Below are 14,560 nucleotides of genomic sequence, written 5' to 3'. Positions count from 1 at the left end.
CGTCCGGCTTCATCCTGCATGTCCTGCCGGGGCCGGCAACGGACTCGGGGAGTTTCTGGGCAGCACCCATGGCAGTGCTGCGGCGGCCAGCAGGGCGAGCAGGATTAGCGGCACCCACGGGGCACCAGGCCACCAAAGGTGCCGGCCGGTCAGCTCGACCAATCGCCCCATGATGGCGTTGCCTGCCAGGACTGCGATCCCGCCGCAGGTTGCTACCAGTCCGTAGTACGCACCCCTGCCCGTCCCGGCCCTGGTGTTTGGGACGAACTCGGGGACCAGGGACAGGATCGTGGGGGCGAGCAGCATGTGGCCCAGGACCAGGACCGCGACCGTGCCCATAACCGGCAGTATCGAACCCCCGGATGTCCCGGAGTGCACCGAGGACACGGCAGCCACTGTGAAGGCGGCGGCCAGGGTCGCAAAGCCGGCTGAAAGGCAAGCGCCTGTGCCGAGGCGCCTGCCCGCGGCGGAGACCGGCAGCTGCAGAAGCAGTGTCAGGGCCGAGGCCAGCAGGAACAGTGCTCCAAGCCATGCCGGCTCCAGGCCCCGGCGGTTCAGCTCGATCGGGATGGCGAAATACAGCTGGTTGTAGGCCAGCAGGTCTGTGCTGGCGAGCAGGCAGAACACCACGAAGCGCCGGTTCCGCAGGCAACCCAAAGCCGGGTGGTCCGGAACCGGTGCGGTGCGGGTCTTGCGCAGACGCGGTTCTTTCGGAGCGGAGGCGTTTGGCGCCGGCAGCCGGTACCAGAGCAGGACCGTGACGGCAGCGAAGACCGCGATGCCGGCGGCCAGAGCGGCGTCGAAGCCCCACCCCCACAGGGCCGATCCGAGTACCGGGCCCAGCACGGCACCGATCTCGCCGGTGATCGCCAGCCACACGAACACCGACCGCCGGCCCGGTTTCCCGCCGGCCGGTTCTTTGCCCGCGGCCAGCCGGTCGGCATGGGACAACTGCGCCTGCAGGGCTGGGGAGAACAGGGCCCCGCCGGCCCCGGTGAGCACAGCTCCAAGGAGGAACAGGGGGAAGTCGGCGGCCGCTGCCAAGGTAGCGTAACCGAGAATGCGGACCAGGCATCCGGTGAGGATCGACCGGCGGGTGCCCCATCGGTCGGCGAGCATGCCTCCAAGCAGGAACATCCCCTGCTGGCTGAAGGTACGGGCCCCGAGCACCAGCCCGATTGCCGCAGCCCCCAGCCCGTACTCCGTCTGCATTGCCCCGGCCAGGAAGGGCACCACGGCGTAGAAGCCCAGGTTGAACACCAGCTGGGCTCCCAGCAGGGTGCGCGCCTCAGGCGGGTAGTCGCGGAACGGCATCAGCGGCTTCCTGCGTCCGGGCTGGCGCCTCGGCACGGGCGGGGCATCACTTATTTCTTCCATCTCACTGCACCAGTTGGTCGGTGACCTGCTGTTCCCGCGGCGCTTCCCTGCCCGGAAGGCCGGCCGCCGGACGACGCGGACCGTCCTGGGGTGCCTGCCCTCGGAAAGGGAGGACGGCTGACACCAGTTTCCTGCTGTGCTCGTGCTGCTGACAGAAGAAGAAATCCCGGGTCTCGGCAACCTCCACCAGGGCGCCTTGGAACAGTACGGCGACCCGGTGGCTCATGTAGCGGATGACGTCCAGGTCGTGGGAGATCATGATCAGGGACAGCCGGCGGTCCCGGTGCAGGCGCAGCAGCAGGTCCAGGACCTTGCGCTGGGTCAAGGCGTCCAAGGCGGAAGTAGCCTCGTCGCAGATCAGGACCTCGGGCTCCAGCAGGAGCGCCCTGGCGATGGTCGCCCTCTGGAGCTGGCCTCCCGAGCACTGGCCCGGGTACCTGTCCAGCATGCCCGAATCCAGTTCCACGTCGTTCATGACCTCGAGGATGCGTTGCCGCCGTTCCTCGGCTGTGAGGTCAGGCCGCTGCCGCAGGGGCGCTTCCAGACTGGTGAGCAGTTTCATGCGCGGGTCGAACGAGTCGTGCGGTTCCTGGAACACGAGCTGGACCTTCGTGCCTGCTGCGGCGTGCTTGCCCGGCTCCGCTGCCAGGGTCCGGGTGATGGTTCCGCCGTCCGGGACCTCGAGGCCAACAATCGCACGGGCCAAGGTGCTTTTCCCGGAGCCGGATTGCCCCAGGATGCCGAGGATCTCTCCCTGCCGGAGGGTGAAGGAGACCTCCTTCAAAACCGGGCGGCTGCGCCGCTTGTGCGGCCCGAACTGTTTCGTGACGCCGTCCAGGGCCAGGACGTTCCGCGCCTGCTGGATGGGGGGCAGATCCTTGCCCCGGGACAGGGCCGCTGCTTCCAGAAGCTGCTTGGTGTAGGTCGCCTGAGGGGCGTTCAGTACCGCCGCGGCAGGCCCGGATTCCCTGACCTGGCCGGCTTCCATCACCACGACGCGGTCCGCGAAGGCGGAGACCGTGGCGATGTTGTGCGTGATGTAGAGGATCCCCAGTCCGCGTTCGTGCCGTTCCCTGTCGAGCAACTGCAGGATCTGCCGTTCGAGCACTTTGTCCAGTGCGGACGTCGGCTCGTCCGCTAAAAGCATGTCCGGCTGTCCTGCCAGGGCGAGGGCTGTCATGGCCCGCTGGGCCATGCCGCCCGAGAGCTGGTGTGCACGGGCCTGGGCGCACCAGGCCGGATTCTCGAAACCGACCTCGGCCAGCAGGTCGAGCACGTGCACAGCGGCGGCTCTTCCCCTCAGGCCGCGGTGGAGCTTCAACGATTCCTGAAGATGCGCGCCGATGGTCTTTCGGGGATTGAACATCCGCTTGGGCTGCTGGTAAAGCATGCCGATCCGGCCCCCGCGGACTTTGTTGAGTTCGGCCTCCGTGGCCCTGGTCAGGTCCAGGCCGCCCAGGCGTATCGTCCCGGAATCGACGGCCGCCTGCGGAGGAAGCAGCTGCAGGATGGACATCGCGGTCATCGTCTTGCCACTTCCGGATCCACCGACCAGTGCGACGAACTCGCCCGGGGCAACGGAAAGGCTGACATCGGACAGGATGGAGGGGGAAACGGAACCGGCCGGGGACGCCGCCTGGGCGCCGCGGAAGTGGAGGGCCGTCCGGCGCCGCACGTGCAGGTGCTCGATGACCAGGTCTTCAGGCATCGGCGGGCGTCCGTGACGGAGTCCGGGACAGCAGCAGCTGGCTGCCGGTCATGTGTGCCAGGCGCTGGCCAAGCAGGGTGACGCACAGCGCGACGGCGAAGATCGCCAGGCCCGGAGCGAGGATCGTCAGCGGGGCCCTCATGGCATAGGGCTGTGCGGCGGCCAGCATCGAACCCCAATCCGACTGCGGCGGCTGGACCCCGAGCCCCAGGTAGGAGAGGGCGCCGACATTGATGAGCAGGTGTCCAAACCGGAGCGTGGCCAGGCCCAGCATCGGCGCGGCCAGATGCGGCAGGACGTGCCGGAAGACGATGAAGGACGGCGGGCAGCCCAGCACGCGCGCTGCCTGGACAAAGCCCTGGGCCGAGACGTCATAGGCCAGTGCCCTGGCCAGCCGGGCAAAGGGAGTCCAGCCGGTCACGATCAGCGCCAACAGCAGGGACGGGAAGCCGGTGCCCAGCACCGCGACGATGAACAGCGCGATGACCATCTCCGGCAGGGCCAGCAGGACGTCGTTGGTCCGGGTGAAGAACTCGTCGACCCAGCCCCGCCGCCGGGCGCTGAGCACCCCGATGGCGGTCCCGACCAGACCCGCCAGCACCGTGGCCAGGGCGGCGATCGATAGCGAGAAGCGTCCGCCGTCGAGCAGCCGGCTCAGGATATCCCGGCCCAGATGGTCCGTCCCCACCCAGTGCGCCCCGCTGGGCGGGGCCAGCCTGAGGGCCAGGTTCTGTTCGGCGGGCGGGTACGGTGCGACCCAGGGGGAGGCGGCTACCGACAGCACGATGAGCGCCAGGACCGCCACCGCCAACCAGGTGGATATGGACCGGTCACGCATGATGCTCCCTCAGCCGGGGGTTGAGGAGCCGGTGGGCCAGGTCTGCCAGCGTGGTCAGCACCACCGCCAGCCCCACTACCACCGCCACGCCGCCCTGCGCCACGGGAATGTCGCTGTTGAGCACTGCGTCGTAGAGCAGCCGGCCCATGCCCGGGATCGCGAAGATGACCTCCACGATGACCGACCCGCCCAGCAGGCCGGCGAACCACACGGAGACCATGGTCGTCAGGGGAAGCATGCCATTGGGCACCGCATGCCTCCAGACGGCCTGCGCGTAGGTGAGTCCGCGGCTCCGCGCTGCGGCGATGTGCTCGGCGCGCAGCGCGTCGATCACGCCCTCGCGCACCGCCGAGGTGAAGTAACTCGTCGGGCGCAGGGCCAGGGCCGCGACCGGCAGGACCGCCGATGCCGGCCCGGTCCACCCGGCGGAAGGCAGCACCGACAATTTGAGCGCGAAGACCAGCACGAGCACCGGTGCCAGCCAGTATTCCGGCATAGCAATGAACGCCTGGGTCGTCGTCGTAATCAACCTGTCGGCCACGTGCCCCTCCTGCAGGGCGGCGGTAATCCCCAAAACCAGGGCGGCGACGGCGGCCGTTCCCAGGGTCAGAACCACCAGGCTCAGCGTGACCGACAGCGCAGGGAGCACCTGGTCAATCACCGGCGTCCGGCTGACATGGGACAGGCCCATGTCACCGCTGCAGAACCGGGCCAGCCACCGGACGTACTGCACCCAAAACGGATCCTGCAGCCCCAGCTCAACCGCCAGCCTTTGGACTGTGGCGTCGTCGATCACGTCCCCGGCCACGCGCGACCTGATGATTTTCCGCACCGGGTCGCCCGGCGTCACATAGGGAATCAGGAAGACTACGAAGGACGCCAGGAGGACAGCCACCCCCAGGGTGGCCGTCCTCCTGGCCAGGAACGCCTTCATCGACCTTGCGGTCTTCCCACACGGCTCACCTTCACGAGCCGGGCTTGCTGGTATCAGCAGTGAGCACGTACCGGGACAGCGGGTCCTGGACATAGGACTGCAGATCCGAACGGACCGCGTCGATGGCCTGTTCGTTGACCAGCCAGATGTTGACGGCCTGCTCCTCGAGGATCTTCCCCGCTTCGGCGTACAGCCGGTAACGCTCCTGAGCATCGCCGGTCCCGGCCGCCTTGGCGATGATCTGGTCGTATTCCTTGTTGCAGAAATGGCTGAGATTGTACGATCCGTCGCAGGTGTAGTCCGCCGTGAGGAAGCCAATCGGATCAGCGATGTCGATCAGGCGGTTGCGCTGGCTCAGCACCATGTCATAGTCGCCCGCCAGCAGGTCCGGTTCCACCGAGGCGTACTCCTTGGTCTCGATAGTCACTGGAACGCCGACGTTCTTCAGGTTCTCCTGGATGACGGTGGCCACATCGGCGAACTCCGCCCGTTCCACGATCGCGATGATTTCCAGCGGCCGCCCGGGGGTATATCCGGCGGCGGCGAGCAGATCCTTGGCTGCCTTCACGTCCTGCCGCGCAGCCCCGGTGCTCTGCGTCGCCCACGGTTCGGATGAGGCGAAGGGCCCGCTGGCCGGAATGGCGGCGCCTTCGTAGACGCTGCTGGCGAGTGCGTCCAAATCGAGGGCCGAGCGGATGGCCTTGCGGAAGTTGACGTCGTCGAACGGGGCCCGGCTGTTGTTCATGTACAGGGTCGCGGTGCGCGGGGAATCAGCTTTGAGCACCTTGACGTCGGAGTGCCCGTCCAAGGCGGACAGGCTGGAGACAGGGACGGAGAGGGAGACGTCCGCTTCGCCGGTCTGGACCTGCGCGGCACGGGTGGCTCCGTCGGTAATGAACCGGACCTCGGCACCGGCAAGCTGTACCGGCCCTCCCCAGTAGTCCTCGTTCCGGTCCAAGGTCAGGGACTGCTTCGGCTTTTCCGACACGGGAGTGAACGGTCCGGTGCAGTGCCCGAACGGATCCACTGCCCCGTCCTCATAGGCAGCCTGAGACAACACTCCCGTGTTGACACTGGCCAGGCGATAGGGAACCAGCGGGCTTTCGACCGGCGTCGTGATGCGCACGGTGTGCTCATCCAGCGCCTGCACGCCGCTGACGACGGTGGGGTTGAAGGCCCGGGCCGGGACTTCCGCATCCAGCACCTTCTGCAAGGAGGTGACGACCGCTTCCGCCGTCAGGTCGGTGCCGTCCTGGAACCGCACCCCGTCACGGAGGGTGAAATCCCAGTCGCGGGTCGAGGACTGCTTCCACTCGGTGGCCAACGAGGGCACGATTTTCCCCTGGGCATGGTCATACTTGGTGAGGGTTTCGAGGCACCCGGACAAGGACAGGATGTAGGCGGCGTCGCTCTCCAAGGCCCAGTCCGCCACGGGTGCGCGGAAGTTGTCCACCACAATCCGCTGGTCAGGGTCCGGGGCCTGTCCGGTCTGAGCACCCCCGCCACTGAAGCCGCAGCCCGAGAGCGTGAGAAGGGCCGCGAATCCAGCTGCAGATAACCGGAGCAGAGCGCGCAAAAGAACCACCTAAGCTTGACATCACCGAACGGCCGGAAGCCGAAAAGACCACTGCAGGTTAGCCTCACCTAATGACAGGTGTCCATTCGTGAGCGAGGCGGGCGTAACAGTGCGTCGGAGAATAACCGGTTCGAGCAGGCCGGTGCCGGGCAGGTCCCCGGCAATGAAGAACACCCCGGTCCGAAGACCGGGGTGTTCACGATGTCGCGGGACATCCGTAACCAATGTTCCGCGACATCACATTCGTGGAGATGGGGGGAATTGAACCCCCGTCCGATGTCGTGTTGCCAGGACTTCTCCGGGCGCAGTTTGCGTCGGATTTTCTCGGCCCCAGCCATCTACGCAAACCAGTGGCTGATCCGGGCCCAGCCGTAAGAGTGTCCCCTAAACCGCTACGGCGGCGGCTTAGGGCAGTGGCCCCCTGAACGACGCCAGCGACCGGGGCGAGGGCGTCCCCGGGCTGACGGACTGAACTACTGCTTAGGCAGCGAGTTCGAAGTCAGTGCGCATAGGTTTGGCACTTATTTTTTTGACAGAGAGCGTTTACGAGATAACTCTGCATCCTCGGCCCGCTTCTCCTGCCGCGACAAACATCGTCGAAACCTGTCATCCCCATATGTAGTTGTCCGGCCCGAACCAGCGACTGCTGTTCCGGACCATCTTGTTCAACGGGGCAGTGCCGTGAATTATTCCGGCCTGCCCTGAGCTAAGCGACGGCCGCACGGGACCAGGATGGATAACCCGGCAGGGACGCCGGCCCGGCCGATCCGGACCGGCCGAGCTAGCCACCCGCAGCCCCGTCCGACATGATGAGTAGCGGGATTTCCCTGCCGGAGGAGAGGCCATGAAGTATCTGATCCTGATCTACAGCGATGCGGAGTCCCAGCAGGCATGGGCCGGACTCTCCGACGCCCAGCGCAGCGAGGGTTTCGGCGAATATGCCGAGCTGAATGCGGAACTGGCAGCCTCGGGCGAGTTGGTGATGGCCGAGGCCCTGGACCAGTCCTACTCGACCATCGTGACCGTCCGCCAGGGGAAGACCGTCATCACGGACGGGCCGTTCGCCGACGCCGATGAACAGGTGGCGGGTTTCTACCTGCTTGAGTGCGCCAGCCGGGAGCGGGCCGTTGAGATTGCGGCCCGGATCCCCGATGCCCAGTATGCCCACGTTGAGGTCCGTCCGGTGCTGGACCTGAGCGGCCAGGCGACGTAGAGCCGACCCTGTCCAGGGCACGACGGCGGCGGCAGTCCGCCTGCCGGAAGGCATATCCCTAAGCCTGCTGATGGTTCGGCTGCCGTCCCTGTCCTACCCTTGCTGACTGGAACAGGCAGGGGCACCGCCCTGCCAAGGAGGGATCCCGAGGAGGTGCATGGTGGAACGGAGCACCGGTGCCTCGAAGGGTGTTGAACTGGTGGCCACCGGGCATGTCGGGGAGTATGCGCGGATGGTCTCCGACAGGTTCGCGCCGGTCAGGATCGACAGCGACCGCGGGGAGAAGTTCCGGGGCGCCATCCGCGGCAAGGGACTGGGCGACGTCGAGGTCTTCGATGTGCGTGCCAACCAGCACCAGGTGGCCCGCACCGGGCCGCTGGCCGGGAATGCGGTGCGTAGCACCTACATCCTCCATCTGCAGCTTTCCGGTGCCGGCATCATGCGGCAGGGCAGCCGGGAAACCGTCCTGCAGCCCGGTGACCTGGCCTTTTACGACGCCGACCAGCCGTACTCGCTGTCCCTGGACGACAAGTTCCGCAATATCATCCTGGTCTTTCCCAAGCACCGGCTGGCGCTTCCCCCGGACTCGGCAGGTCAGCTGACCGCCACCCGGATTTCCGGGACCCGGGGACTGGGCAGCATGGTGGGGCAGTTCCTGACGCACCTGGCCCAGAACCTGGGCGGACTGTCCGGCCACAGCGGCCTGCGGTTGGCGCACAACACCGTGGACCTCGTCGCCACGACGCTGCAGGATGCGCTGGGCGGGGCCGGCCCGGCGGCCTCCGCGCCGGAGCGCCGGAAGGACCTGCTGCAGCAGATCCGGGCCTACATCGAGGAAAGCCTCTTCGACCCCGCCCTGAATCCGCAGCAGATCGCCGCCGCGAATTTCATCTCCGTCCGCCAGCTCCACACCATTTTCAGCACGGAAGGGACCGGCGTGGCCGCCTGGATCAGGGGCCGCCGGCTGGAAATGTGCCGCAGGGACCTGGCCGACCAGGCCTGTGATGCCCTCCCGGTCGGTGCCCTGGCAGCCCGGTGGGGCCTGATGGACGCCGCCCATTTCTCGCGGCTGTTCAAGGCGGCGTACGGGGAGTCGCCCACCGAATTCCGGCAGCGGCTGCGGCACGAACGACTCCAAGGCTGACGGCCGGCTCAGATATCCAGCACCAGCCGCCTGCCCTTGCAGCGGGAGACGCAGATCATCATGGTGTCCCAGGCGGCCCCGTTCCTGCACAACACCCTGGGCGGCTGGCACTCGCTTCCAACACGGATCGTCCCTACCTAAGCAGTTCCGGCGCCCCTCCGATTGGCCAAGACAAACATCAAACGTCTAATGTTTAGGCATGGCATCGGAAACCCTCGGCGAGGTATTGGAGCAGTCGCGCGCCCCCGAACGTAAGAGGCACCTTCCTGCTGCATCCGTGCGGCGGCGGTGGCACGCGGTCCTGGCAGTGGCAGCCGTCATCCTGATCGGGCTGAACCTGCGGGCCGGAATCGCCAGCGCCGCGGCGCTGTACCACGACCTGCAGCAGGTCCTCGGCTACGGGCCGCTGGTCGCCGCGGTGCTGCCCTCCATTCCCACGCTCTGCTTCGCCATCGCCGGCGCAGCCACCGCCTGGCTGACCCGGCGCGTGGGGCTGGAACGGACCATAGCCTTCGCGCTGCTGCTGCTCACCGCCGGCCTGGTGGTGCGCGCCGTCCCCTCGGTGGGCGTCCTCATGCTGGGCACAGTGGTCGGGATGTCCGGCCTGGCGATCTGCAATGTCGCCATGCCCTCGTTCATCCGCAAGCATTACGCCCACCGCACCTCTGCCATGACCGGCGTCTACACCATCACCATGTCCATCGGGGCCACGGCAGCCGCGGCGGCCAGCGTGCCGCTGGCGATGCAGCTGCAGGCGCCGACGCTCGGCCTGGCCGCATGGGCGCTGCTGGGTGCCGTCGCACTGCTGGCGTTTCTGCCGCTGGCGGCTGCCGCCCGGCCGGTCCCGGTTGCGGAGTCCGGCCCGGCCGTCTCACCCTGGCCGCTGCTGGCCACGCGCAAGGGCCTGCTGATCACCGGTTTCTTCACCGTGCAGGCGCTGCTGGGCTATGCAGTGTTCAGCTGGCTGCCCTACATCCTGATCTCCGGCGGACTGGACGCGGCCCAGAGCGGGCTCATGCTCGCCATCATGCAGATCGTCAATATCCCGGCAGTGGTCGTGCTGCTGACAATGGCCTCCCGGCCGCGGCTGCTGCGCCCGGCCTTCATGCTCGCCACTGCAGCCCTGCTGGCCGGACTGCTCGGGCTGCTGCTGCTCCCGATCCAGCTGGTCGCCGTGCCCGCGCTGCTGCTGGGGGTCGGCTTTGCTGTCTTCCCGCTGGTGCTGATGGTCATCAGCCGCAGCGGCCGCAACGCCGCCGAGACCACGGCCATGTCGACCCTCGCCCAGTCGGTGGGCTACTTCATCGCGACGCTGGGCCCGTTCGGGCTCGGCCTGCTGCATGCGGCCAGCGGCAGCTGGACGCTGCCGCTGGTGCTGCTGGTGGCCGTCGCGGTGCTGCAAATGGTGCTTGCTTACTGGCTCAGCGGCTCCGGCCGGAGCCGGGCCGATGGTACGGCCAACGACAGGAAACAGTCATGAGCCTCGGAACCGTCAACCGCCCGCCGCTGGCCGAGGAAGTGACCAGCCGGCTGCGCGAGGCCATCGTCTCCGGAAAGTGGCCGCTGCAGCAGCGCATCCCGCCCGAACCGGAACTCATGGAACAGCTCGGCGTCTCGCGCGGCACACTGCGCGAGGGGATCAAGGCGCTGGCACATTCGGGCATGCTGGAGGTGCGCCGCGGCGACGGCACCTACGTGCGCGCCACCAGCGAGATCAGCGGCACCGCCCGCAAGGCCTACCGGGAATTCGCGGACGAGGACGTGCTGCAGGTGCGTTTCGCGCTGGATACCCAGGCGGCCCGGCTGGCCACCCGGCTCGCAGGCGACGACGACGTCGCCGCGCTGCGGGCACTGCTCGCCCGGCGCCGGCAGGCCTGGGCCGGGCAGGACCTGGAACAGTGGATCGCCGCGGACTGGGAGTTCCACCTGCAGGTGGCCGCAGCCTCCGGCAACCCGCTGCTGCACGAGCTCTACGCCAGCTTCGGCGACGTGTTCCACGGAGCCAAGATGGCCCAGCGGCTGCGCGACGGGTTCGACGGCTGCCTCGCCGACGGGCATGAAGCCCTGGTGGACGCCATTGAGGCCGGCGACGAGGACGCCGCGGTCCGCACCGTCAATGCCAACCTGACCTACTGCATGGAATGGATGCCCCGCAGGGACGGCTCCAGCCACGGATAGCCGCCTCAGCGGGCCCCGGCCCGGGCCAGCAGCCCGGCGATTTCCTGCTGCCCCAGAGCCTCGGCATGCTGCCGGGCGGTTACGCCGTTGGTGTCAGGGATGTTCAGGTCCGCCCCCGCGGCGATCAGCTGGCGGACAACGTCCTGGTAGTCCGGGCCGCCAGTGCCGAAGATGACCGCCTCCAGCAGGCAGGTCCAGCCGGGCTCGTTGACGTGGTCCGGATCCACCCCGGCCTCGAGCAGGATCCGCACCGTGGAGGTGTGGGCGTGCTCGCAGGCGGGGATTAGGGCGGTGCCGCCGAAGCGGTTGGTGCTGTCCAGGTCGGCCCCGTGTTGCAGGGTCAGCAGCAGGATCTCGTCGAACCCCTCGGCACCGGCGTAGAGGAAGGCCGAGTCCTCGATGTTGTCCTTGGCATTGACGTCCGCACCGGCCTCGATCAGGACTCGGGCCGCCTCCATGTTGTTGGCCTTGGTGGCGGTGACCAGCGGGGTGCGGCCGTTGCCGTCGCGGAATTCCAGGTCCGCGCCGCGCGCCAGCAGCTGCTTGATTTCCGCGGCGTCGTTGTTGGCGGCGGCCTGCTGCAGCCGGGCGTTGAGGCGGGCCAGTTCCCTGGCATCAGGCGAGGGACGGGCGGAAGGTGCCGTCGACGTCGTCGCGGTCGCCGGGCTTGTTGCCGGGGGAGGAGTATGAGGCGCGGCGGTGGAGCCGTCCTCCGGCTGGCCGGCCGTGCAGGCGGACAGGAACAGCAGCGCTGACAACGGGACCACCCGGTGGATCCTGAATGATGGCATTTTTCCTCCGTTGCTGTGACCGGCGGCGGAGCAGATGCCGGTACCTGCACAGCCTATGCCCAGCGTGTGGGCCCTTTGGCCGAAAGTGACCCTAGATAATCGATTCTGTGCAAGATAGTATTTTCTTATAGGAAGATTGCAGTTACGGCTGCTCTTGGGTCGATGAACAAAGGGACGGGAGACAGGGATGTCTTGGGGATTGATTACTGCCATGGGACACGTCGGGATCCAGACCACGAAGCTGGAGGAGTCCGTCTTTGACGCGACACAGCTCCTGGGGCTGCGCGAGACCGAGAGGACTTCGGACGCCGTCTACCTTGCGGCGGCGAATGTGCACCACGAACTCGTCTACATTGAGTCCGACGTCGACGGCGTCGACAGCTTCGGCTTTGTCGCCCGCGACGGCGACGCCCTGCGCGAGATCCGCCGCCGCGTCGAGCAGGAGAACCTGCCGATTATCAGCGAGAAACCCAGGGGGGCCGGCATCGAGGATGGTTTCTCCTTCGTGGGGCCCGAGGGCTTCGTTTTCGAGGTGTATGTCGGCATGCAGGAGAACCAGGCGGCACAGCTCTCCTTCGGCCCCGACCGCTACGGGCACTTCAATTTCCATCCCCGCGACGTCACGGGCATGATGAAATTCCTGCAGCGCGTGCTGGATTTCCGGCTCTCGGACGTGATCGGCGACGACTTTGCCTACTTCATGCGCTGCAATCCGGACCACCACGGCATTGCTCTGGTCAAGGGCCAGGGCACCCTCCACCACCATGCCTGGCAGGCGCAGAGCATCGTCGACCTGGGCAAGCTCGGGGACCGCCTGAACAGGCTCGGCCGCGAACTGATCTGGGGGCCGGTGCGCCACGGTGCCGGCCACAACATCGCCGCCTACTTCGTGGAGACCTCCGGGGCCGTGGTGGAGCTCTACACGGACCTGGAGCAGATCTACGACGACTCCCGCCCTCCGGTCATCTGGGGCGAGGACGAGAACTGGTGGAACATGTGGAGCAGTTACCGTCCCACGGATTTCCGCAACTTCGGCCTGGCGCCGGTGGAATCCCCGGCGCGGATGGCAGTGCTGCGCTAGGGACACGACGTTGCGGCCAAGCCGCGCGCCGGGCAGGGTGCCCGGCGCGCGGCTTTTCTGTGCTTGCAGGCAGGGGTGGCCGAGGCCCGAAGCAATCATGCAATAGCGACGACAGAAAATATTTCTTAAATAAAAATGCGCAAAACCCTAGCCAGTTCGTGTGATTTCCGCCATGCTTGAGGAAGCCAATAAGTGATGGGGCCCACGCCCCCGGATGCCTGGCGCCGGGAGCTATGGGACCCCCTTGAAAGTTTCCAGTGGCTTCGGTCGATCTGCGTTTGCCGAAGCCAGTGTGCACAGAGTGAAAGATCCTATGCCGAAACCAAATACCGCCCGGACAGACAGTGGTCCGGAGATGCTCCACGACGCCGAACCGGCTGCAGGGTCTGCCCCGCAGTCCCTGAATACTCGGGACATGCGGCGCGTCCTGGGATCCAGCCTGATCGGCAGCGTGATCGAGTACTACGACTTCATCCTGTATGCGACCGCCGCATCGCTGATCTTCGACAAGGTCTTCTTCTCCAACCTCAGTCCCGCCGTCGCGCTGTTTGCCTCCTTCGGCACCCTCGCCGTCGGCTATATCGCCCGGCCGCTGGGCGGCATCGTCTTCGGCCACTACGGCGACAGGATCGGCCGCAAGAAGATGCTGGTGCTGTCCATGCTCATGATGGGCGGCGCTACGGTGGCCATCGGCCTGCTGCCTGCCACGGCGCAGATCGGTATCGCGGCCCCGATCATCCTGGTCAGCCTGCGCTTCATTCAGGGCATTTCCGTCGGCGGCGAATGGGGCGGGGCAACATTGATGGCCCTTGAGCATGCCCCGGCAAGCAAGCGCGGTTTTGCGGCGGCGTTCGCCAACGCCGGCGGTCCCGCCGGCGGCCTGCTGGCCACCTTCGTCGTCTCGGGTGTCTCGGCCGCCACGGGCAGCCAGTTCCTCGAGTGGGGCTGGCGCATCCCGTTCCTGCTGTCCGCCGTGCTGATCCTGATCGGCATGATTGTCCGGCTGAAGGTCGCCGAGAGCCCGGTCTTCCAAGAGCTTGAAGCCATGGCCGAGGAACGCCGTGAAAAGCAGAAAACCCCGCTGAGCCAGGTACTGCGCCTGCACCCCCGCGTAGTGGTTGTAACTCTCGTGGCGTCGCTGGGCTTCTATGCGATGCAGGGCATTCTGACTACGTGGGGCGTCTCCGTGGCGGTGGCTGAGGGTGTGGACCGTTCGGCGGTGTTGAACATCAAGGGTGTTGCCGCCGTCGTCACGATCGTTGTCTGCTTCGCCGCGGCCCGCCTGAGTGACAGGTTCGGCCGCCGTGCGGTGCTTACGGTCGGGGGCATCGCCGGAGTCCTCTGGGCGTTCCCGGCCCTGCAGCTGATGCATAACGGCACCGCCTGGGGCTTTGCCCTGGCCGTCATCGTCGGCAACGGCGTCATCCAGGGCATCCTGGCCGGGCCGATCGGCGCGTACATCTCCGAACAGTTCCCGGCCCCGGTCCGTTACACCGGAGCCTCGCTGGCCTACCAGGGCGCCTCGACCCTGGGTGCAGGCTTCACCCCGATGATTGCCACCGCCTTGGTGCTGGCCGGAGGTGGCGGCTATGCACTGGTCGGAGCCTTCTGGATCGCGGTCCTGGCGATCGGCCTGGTTGCGGTGCGCATGAGCCGCGAAGGCGCCGAGCTCAGGCAGAAGCGCCCGGCCTGACCTTCCGGCGGAGCCTTCTGCGGAGGC

At 67.1% G+C, this 14,560-nt stretch carries 12 protein-coding genes and 1 other RNA gene; 6 read left to right on the top strand and 7 right to left on the bottom strand.

All coding sequences use genetic code 11. The features are described from left to right. Positions 1 to 9 precede the first annotated feature (9 nt). The 6 genes from HGG74_RS06675 to ssrA all read right to left on the bottom strand — a co-directional run bounded on the left by HGG74_RS06675 (position 10) and on the right by ssrA (position 7,047). A complete protein-coding gene (locus HGG74_RS06675) occupies positions 10 to 1,314 on the bottom strand; it encodes an MFS transporter (RefSeq protein ID WP_168485573.1) in 1,305 nt (434 codons plus the stop codon). A gap of 64 nt (positions 1,315 to 1,378) precedes the next feature. Continuing rightward, a complete protein-coding gene (locus HGG74_RS06670) occupies positions 1,379 to 3,085 on the bottom strand; it encodes an ATP-binding cassette domain-containing protein (protein WP_168485572.1) in 1,707 nt (568 codons plus the stop codon). Next, on the bottom strand, positions 3,078 to 3,923 hold the full coding sequence (locus HGG74_RS06665; protein ID WP_168485571.1) for an ABC transporter permease: 846 nt from the start codon (positions 3,921 to 3,923) through the stop codon (positions 3,078 to 3,080). Before HGG74_RS06665 ends, HGG74_RS06670 begins: the two co-directional genes overlap by 8 nt. After that, positions 3,916 to 4,857 (bottom strand): ABC transporter permease, encoded by a 942-nt coding sequence (locus HGG74_RS06660; protein ID WP_168485570.1) that lies wholly within the window; start codon positions 4,855 to 4,857, stop codon positions 3,916 to 3,918. The genes HGG74_RS06665 and HGG74_RS06660 overlap by 8 nt, the downstream gene beginning before the upstream one ends. A gap of 31 nt (positions 4,858 to 4,888) precedes the next feature. Then, entirely contained in the window at positions 4,889 to 6,313 is a 1,425-nt protein-coding gene (locus tag HGG74_RS06655; protein WP_376766122.1) for an ABC transporter substrate-binding protein, read from the bottom strand. Between the two features lie 363 nt (positions 6,314 to 6,676). Continuing rightward, positions 6,677 to 7,047: a transfer-messenger RNA gene (gene ssrA / locus HGG74_RS06650) on the bottom strand. A gap of 230 nt (positions 7,048 to 7,277) precedes the next feature. On the opposite strand from ssrA, the gene HGG74_RS06645 reads away from it, so the two are divergent. The 4 genes from HGG74_RS06645 to HGG74_RS06630 all read left to right on the top strand — a co-directional run bounded on the left by HGG74_RS06645 (position 7,278) and on the right by HGG74_RS06630 (position 10,968). Beyond that, positions 7,278 to 7,646 carry a YciI family protein gene (locus tag HGG74_RS06645; RefSeq protein ID WP_168485568.1) on the top strand — a complete coding sequence of 123 codons (369 nt, stop codon included), beginning with the start codon at positions 7,278 to 7,280 and terminating at the stop codon, positions 7,644 to 7,646. A gap of 157 nt (positions 7,647 to 7,803) precedes the next feature. Then, on the top strand, positions 7,804 to 8,790 hold the full coding sequence (locus HGG74_RS06640; RefSeq protein ID WP_168485567.1) for an AraC-like ligand-binding domain-containing protein: 987 nt from the start codon (positions 7,804 to 7,806) through the stop codon (positions 8,788 to 8,790). Between the two features lie 199 nt (positions 8,791 to 8,989). After that, positions 8,990 to 10,270, top strand: a complete 1,281-nt coding sequence (locus HGG74_RS06635; protein ID WP_168485566.1) for an MFS transporter — start codon at positions 8,990 to 8,992, stop codon at positions 10,268 to 10,270. Further along, a complete protein-coding gene (locus HGG74_RS06630; RefSeq protein ID WP_168485565.1) occupies positions 10,267 to 10,968 on the top strand; it encodes a FadR/GntR family transcriptional regulator in 702 nt (233 codons plus the stop codon). The genes HGG74_RS06635 and HGG74_RS06630 overlap by 4 nt, the downstream gene beginning before the upstream one ends. 5 nt (positions 10,969 to 10,973) lie before the next feature. On the opposite strand, the gene HGG74_RS06625 is transcribed toward HGG74_RS06630, so the two are convergent. Continuing rightward, positions 10,974 to 11,759, bottom strand: a complete 786-nt coding sequence (locus HGG74_RS06625; protein WP_168485564.1) for an ankyrin repeat domain-containing protein — start codon at positions 11,757 to 11,759, stop codon at positions 10,974 to 10,976. Positions 11,760 to 11,970: 211 nt separating this feature from the next. Here HGG74_RS06625 and HGG74_RS06620 point away from each other — a divergent pair, with 211 nt between their 5' ends. Together HGG74_RS06620 and HGG74_RS06615 are read left to right on the top strand one after the other, a co-directional pair. Then, the gene (locus tag HGG74_RS06620) at positions 11,971 to 12,840 is read left to right on the top strand and encodes a VOC family protein (RefSeq protein ID WP_205761502.1); all 870 of its coding nucleotides are present in this window, start codon (positions 11,971 to 11,973) and stop codon (positions 12,838 to 12,840) included. A gap of 415 nt (positions 12,841 to 13,255) precedes the next feature. Next, the gene (locus HGG74_RS06615) at positions 13,256 to 14,533 is read left to right on the top strand and encodes an MFS transporter (RefSeq protein WP_246262703.1); all 1,278 of its coding nucleotides are present in this window, start codon (positions 13,256 to 13,258) and stop codon (positions 14,531 to 14,533) included. Positions 14,534 to 14,560 lie beyond the last annotated feature (27 nt).

This window comes from Arthrobacter mobilis (assembly GCF_012395835.1).
GTDB classification, from domain to species: Bacteria; Actinomycetota; Actinomycetes; order Actinomycetales; family Micrococcaceae; genus Crystallibacter; species Crystallibacter mobilis.
This window is presented reverse-complemented; position numbering and strand designations above follow the sequence as displayed.

Bases quoted from the DNA above. Each gene is read 5' to 3' on its own strand.
- HGG74_RS06675 (WP_168485573.1), bottom strand. From the start codon at position 1,314: ATGCCGTTCCGCGACTACCCGCCTGAGGCGCGCACCCTGCTGGGAGCC.
- HGG74_RS06670 (WP_168485572.1), bottom strand. From the start codon at position 3,085: ATGCCTGAAGACCTGGTCATCGAGCACCTGCACGTGCGGCGCCGGACG.
- HGG74_RS06665 (WP_168485571.1), bottom strand. From the start codon at position 3,923: ATGCGTGACCGGTCCATATCCACCTGGTTGGCGGTGGCGGTCCTGGCG.
- HGG74_RS06660 (WP_168485570.1), bottom strand. From the start codon at position 4,857: ATGAAGGCGTTCCTGGCCAGGAGGACGGCCACCCTGGGGGTGGCTGTC.
- HGG74_RS06645 (WP_168485568.1), top strand. From the start codon at position 7,278: ATGAAGTATCTGATCCTGATCTACAGCGATGCGGAGTCCCAGCAGGCA.
- HGG74_RS06640 (WP_168485567.1), top strand. From the start codon at position 7,804: ATGGTGGAACGGAGCACCGGTGCCTCGAAGGGTGTTGAACTGGTGGCC.
- HGG74_RS06635 (WP_168485566.1), top strand. From the start codon at position 8,990: ATGGCATCGGAAACCCTCGGCGAGGTATTGGAGCAGTCGCGCGCCCCC.
- HGG74_RS06630 (WP_168485565.1), top strand. From the start codon at position 10,267: ATGAGCCTCGGAACCGTCAACCGCCCGCCGCTGGCCGAGGAAGTGACC.
- HGG74_RS06625 (WP_168485564.1), bottom strand. From the start codon at position 11,759: ATGCCATCATTCAGGATCCACCGGGTGGTCCCGTTGTCAGCGCTGCTG.
- HGG74_RS06620 (WP_205761502.1), top strand. From the start codon at position 11,971: ATGGGACACGTCGGGATCCAGACCACGAAGCTGGAGGAGTCCGTCTTT.
- HGG74_RS06615 (WP_246262703.1), top strand. From the start codon at position 13,256: ATGCGGCGCGTCCTGGGATCCAGCCTGATCGGCAGCGTGATCGAGTAC.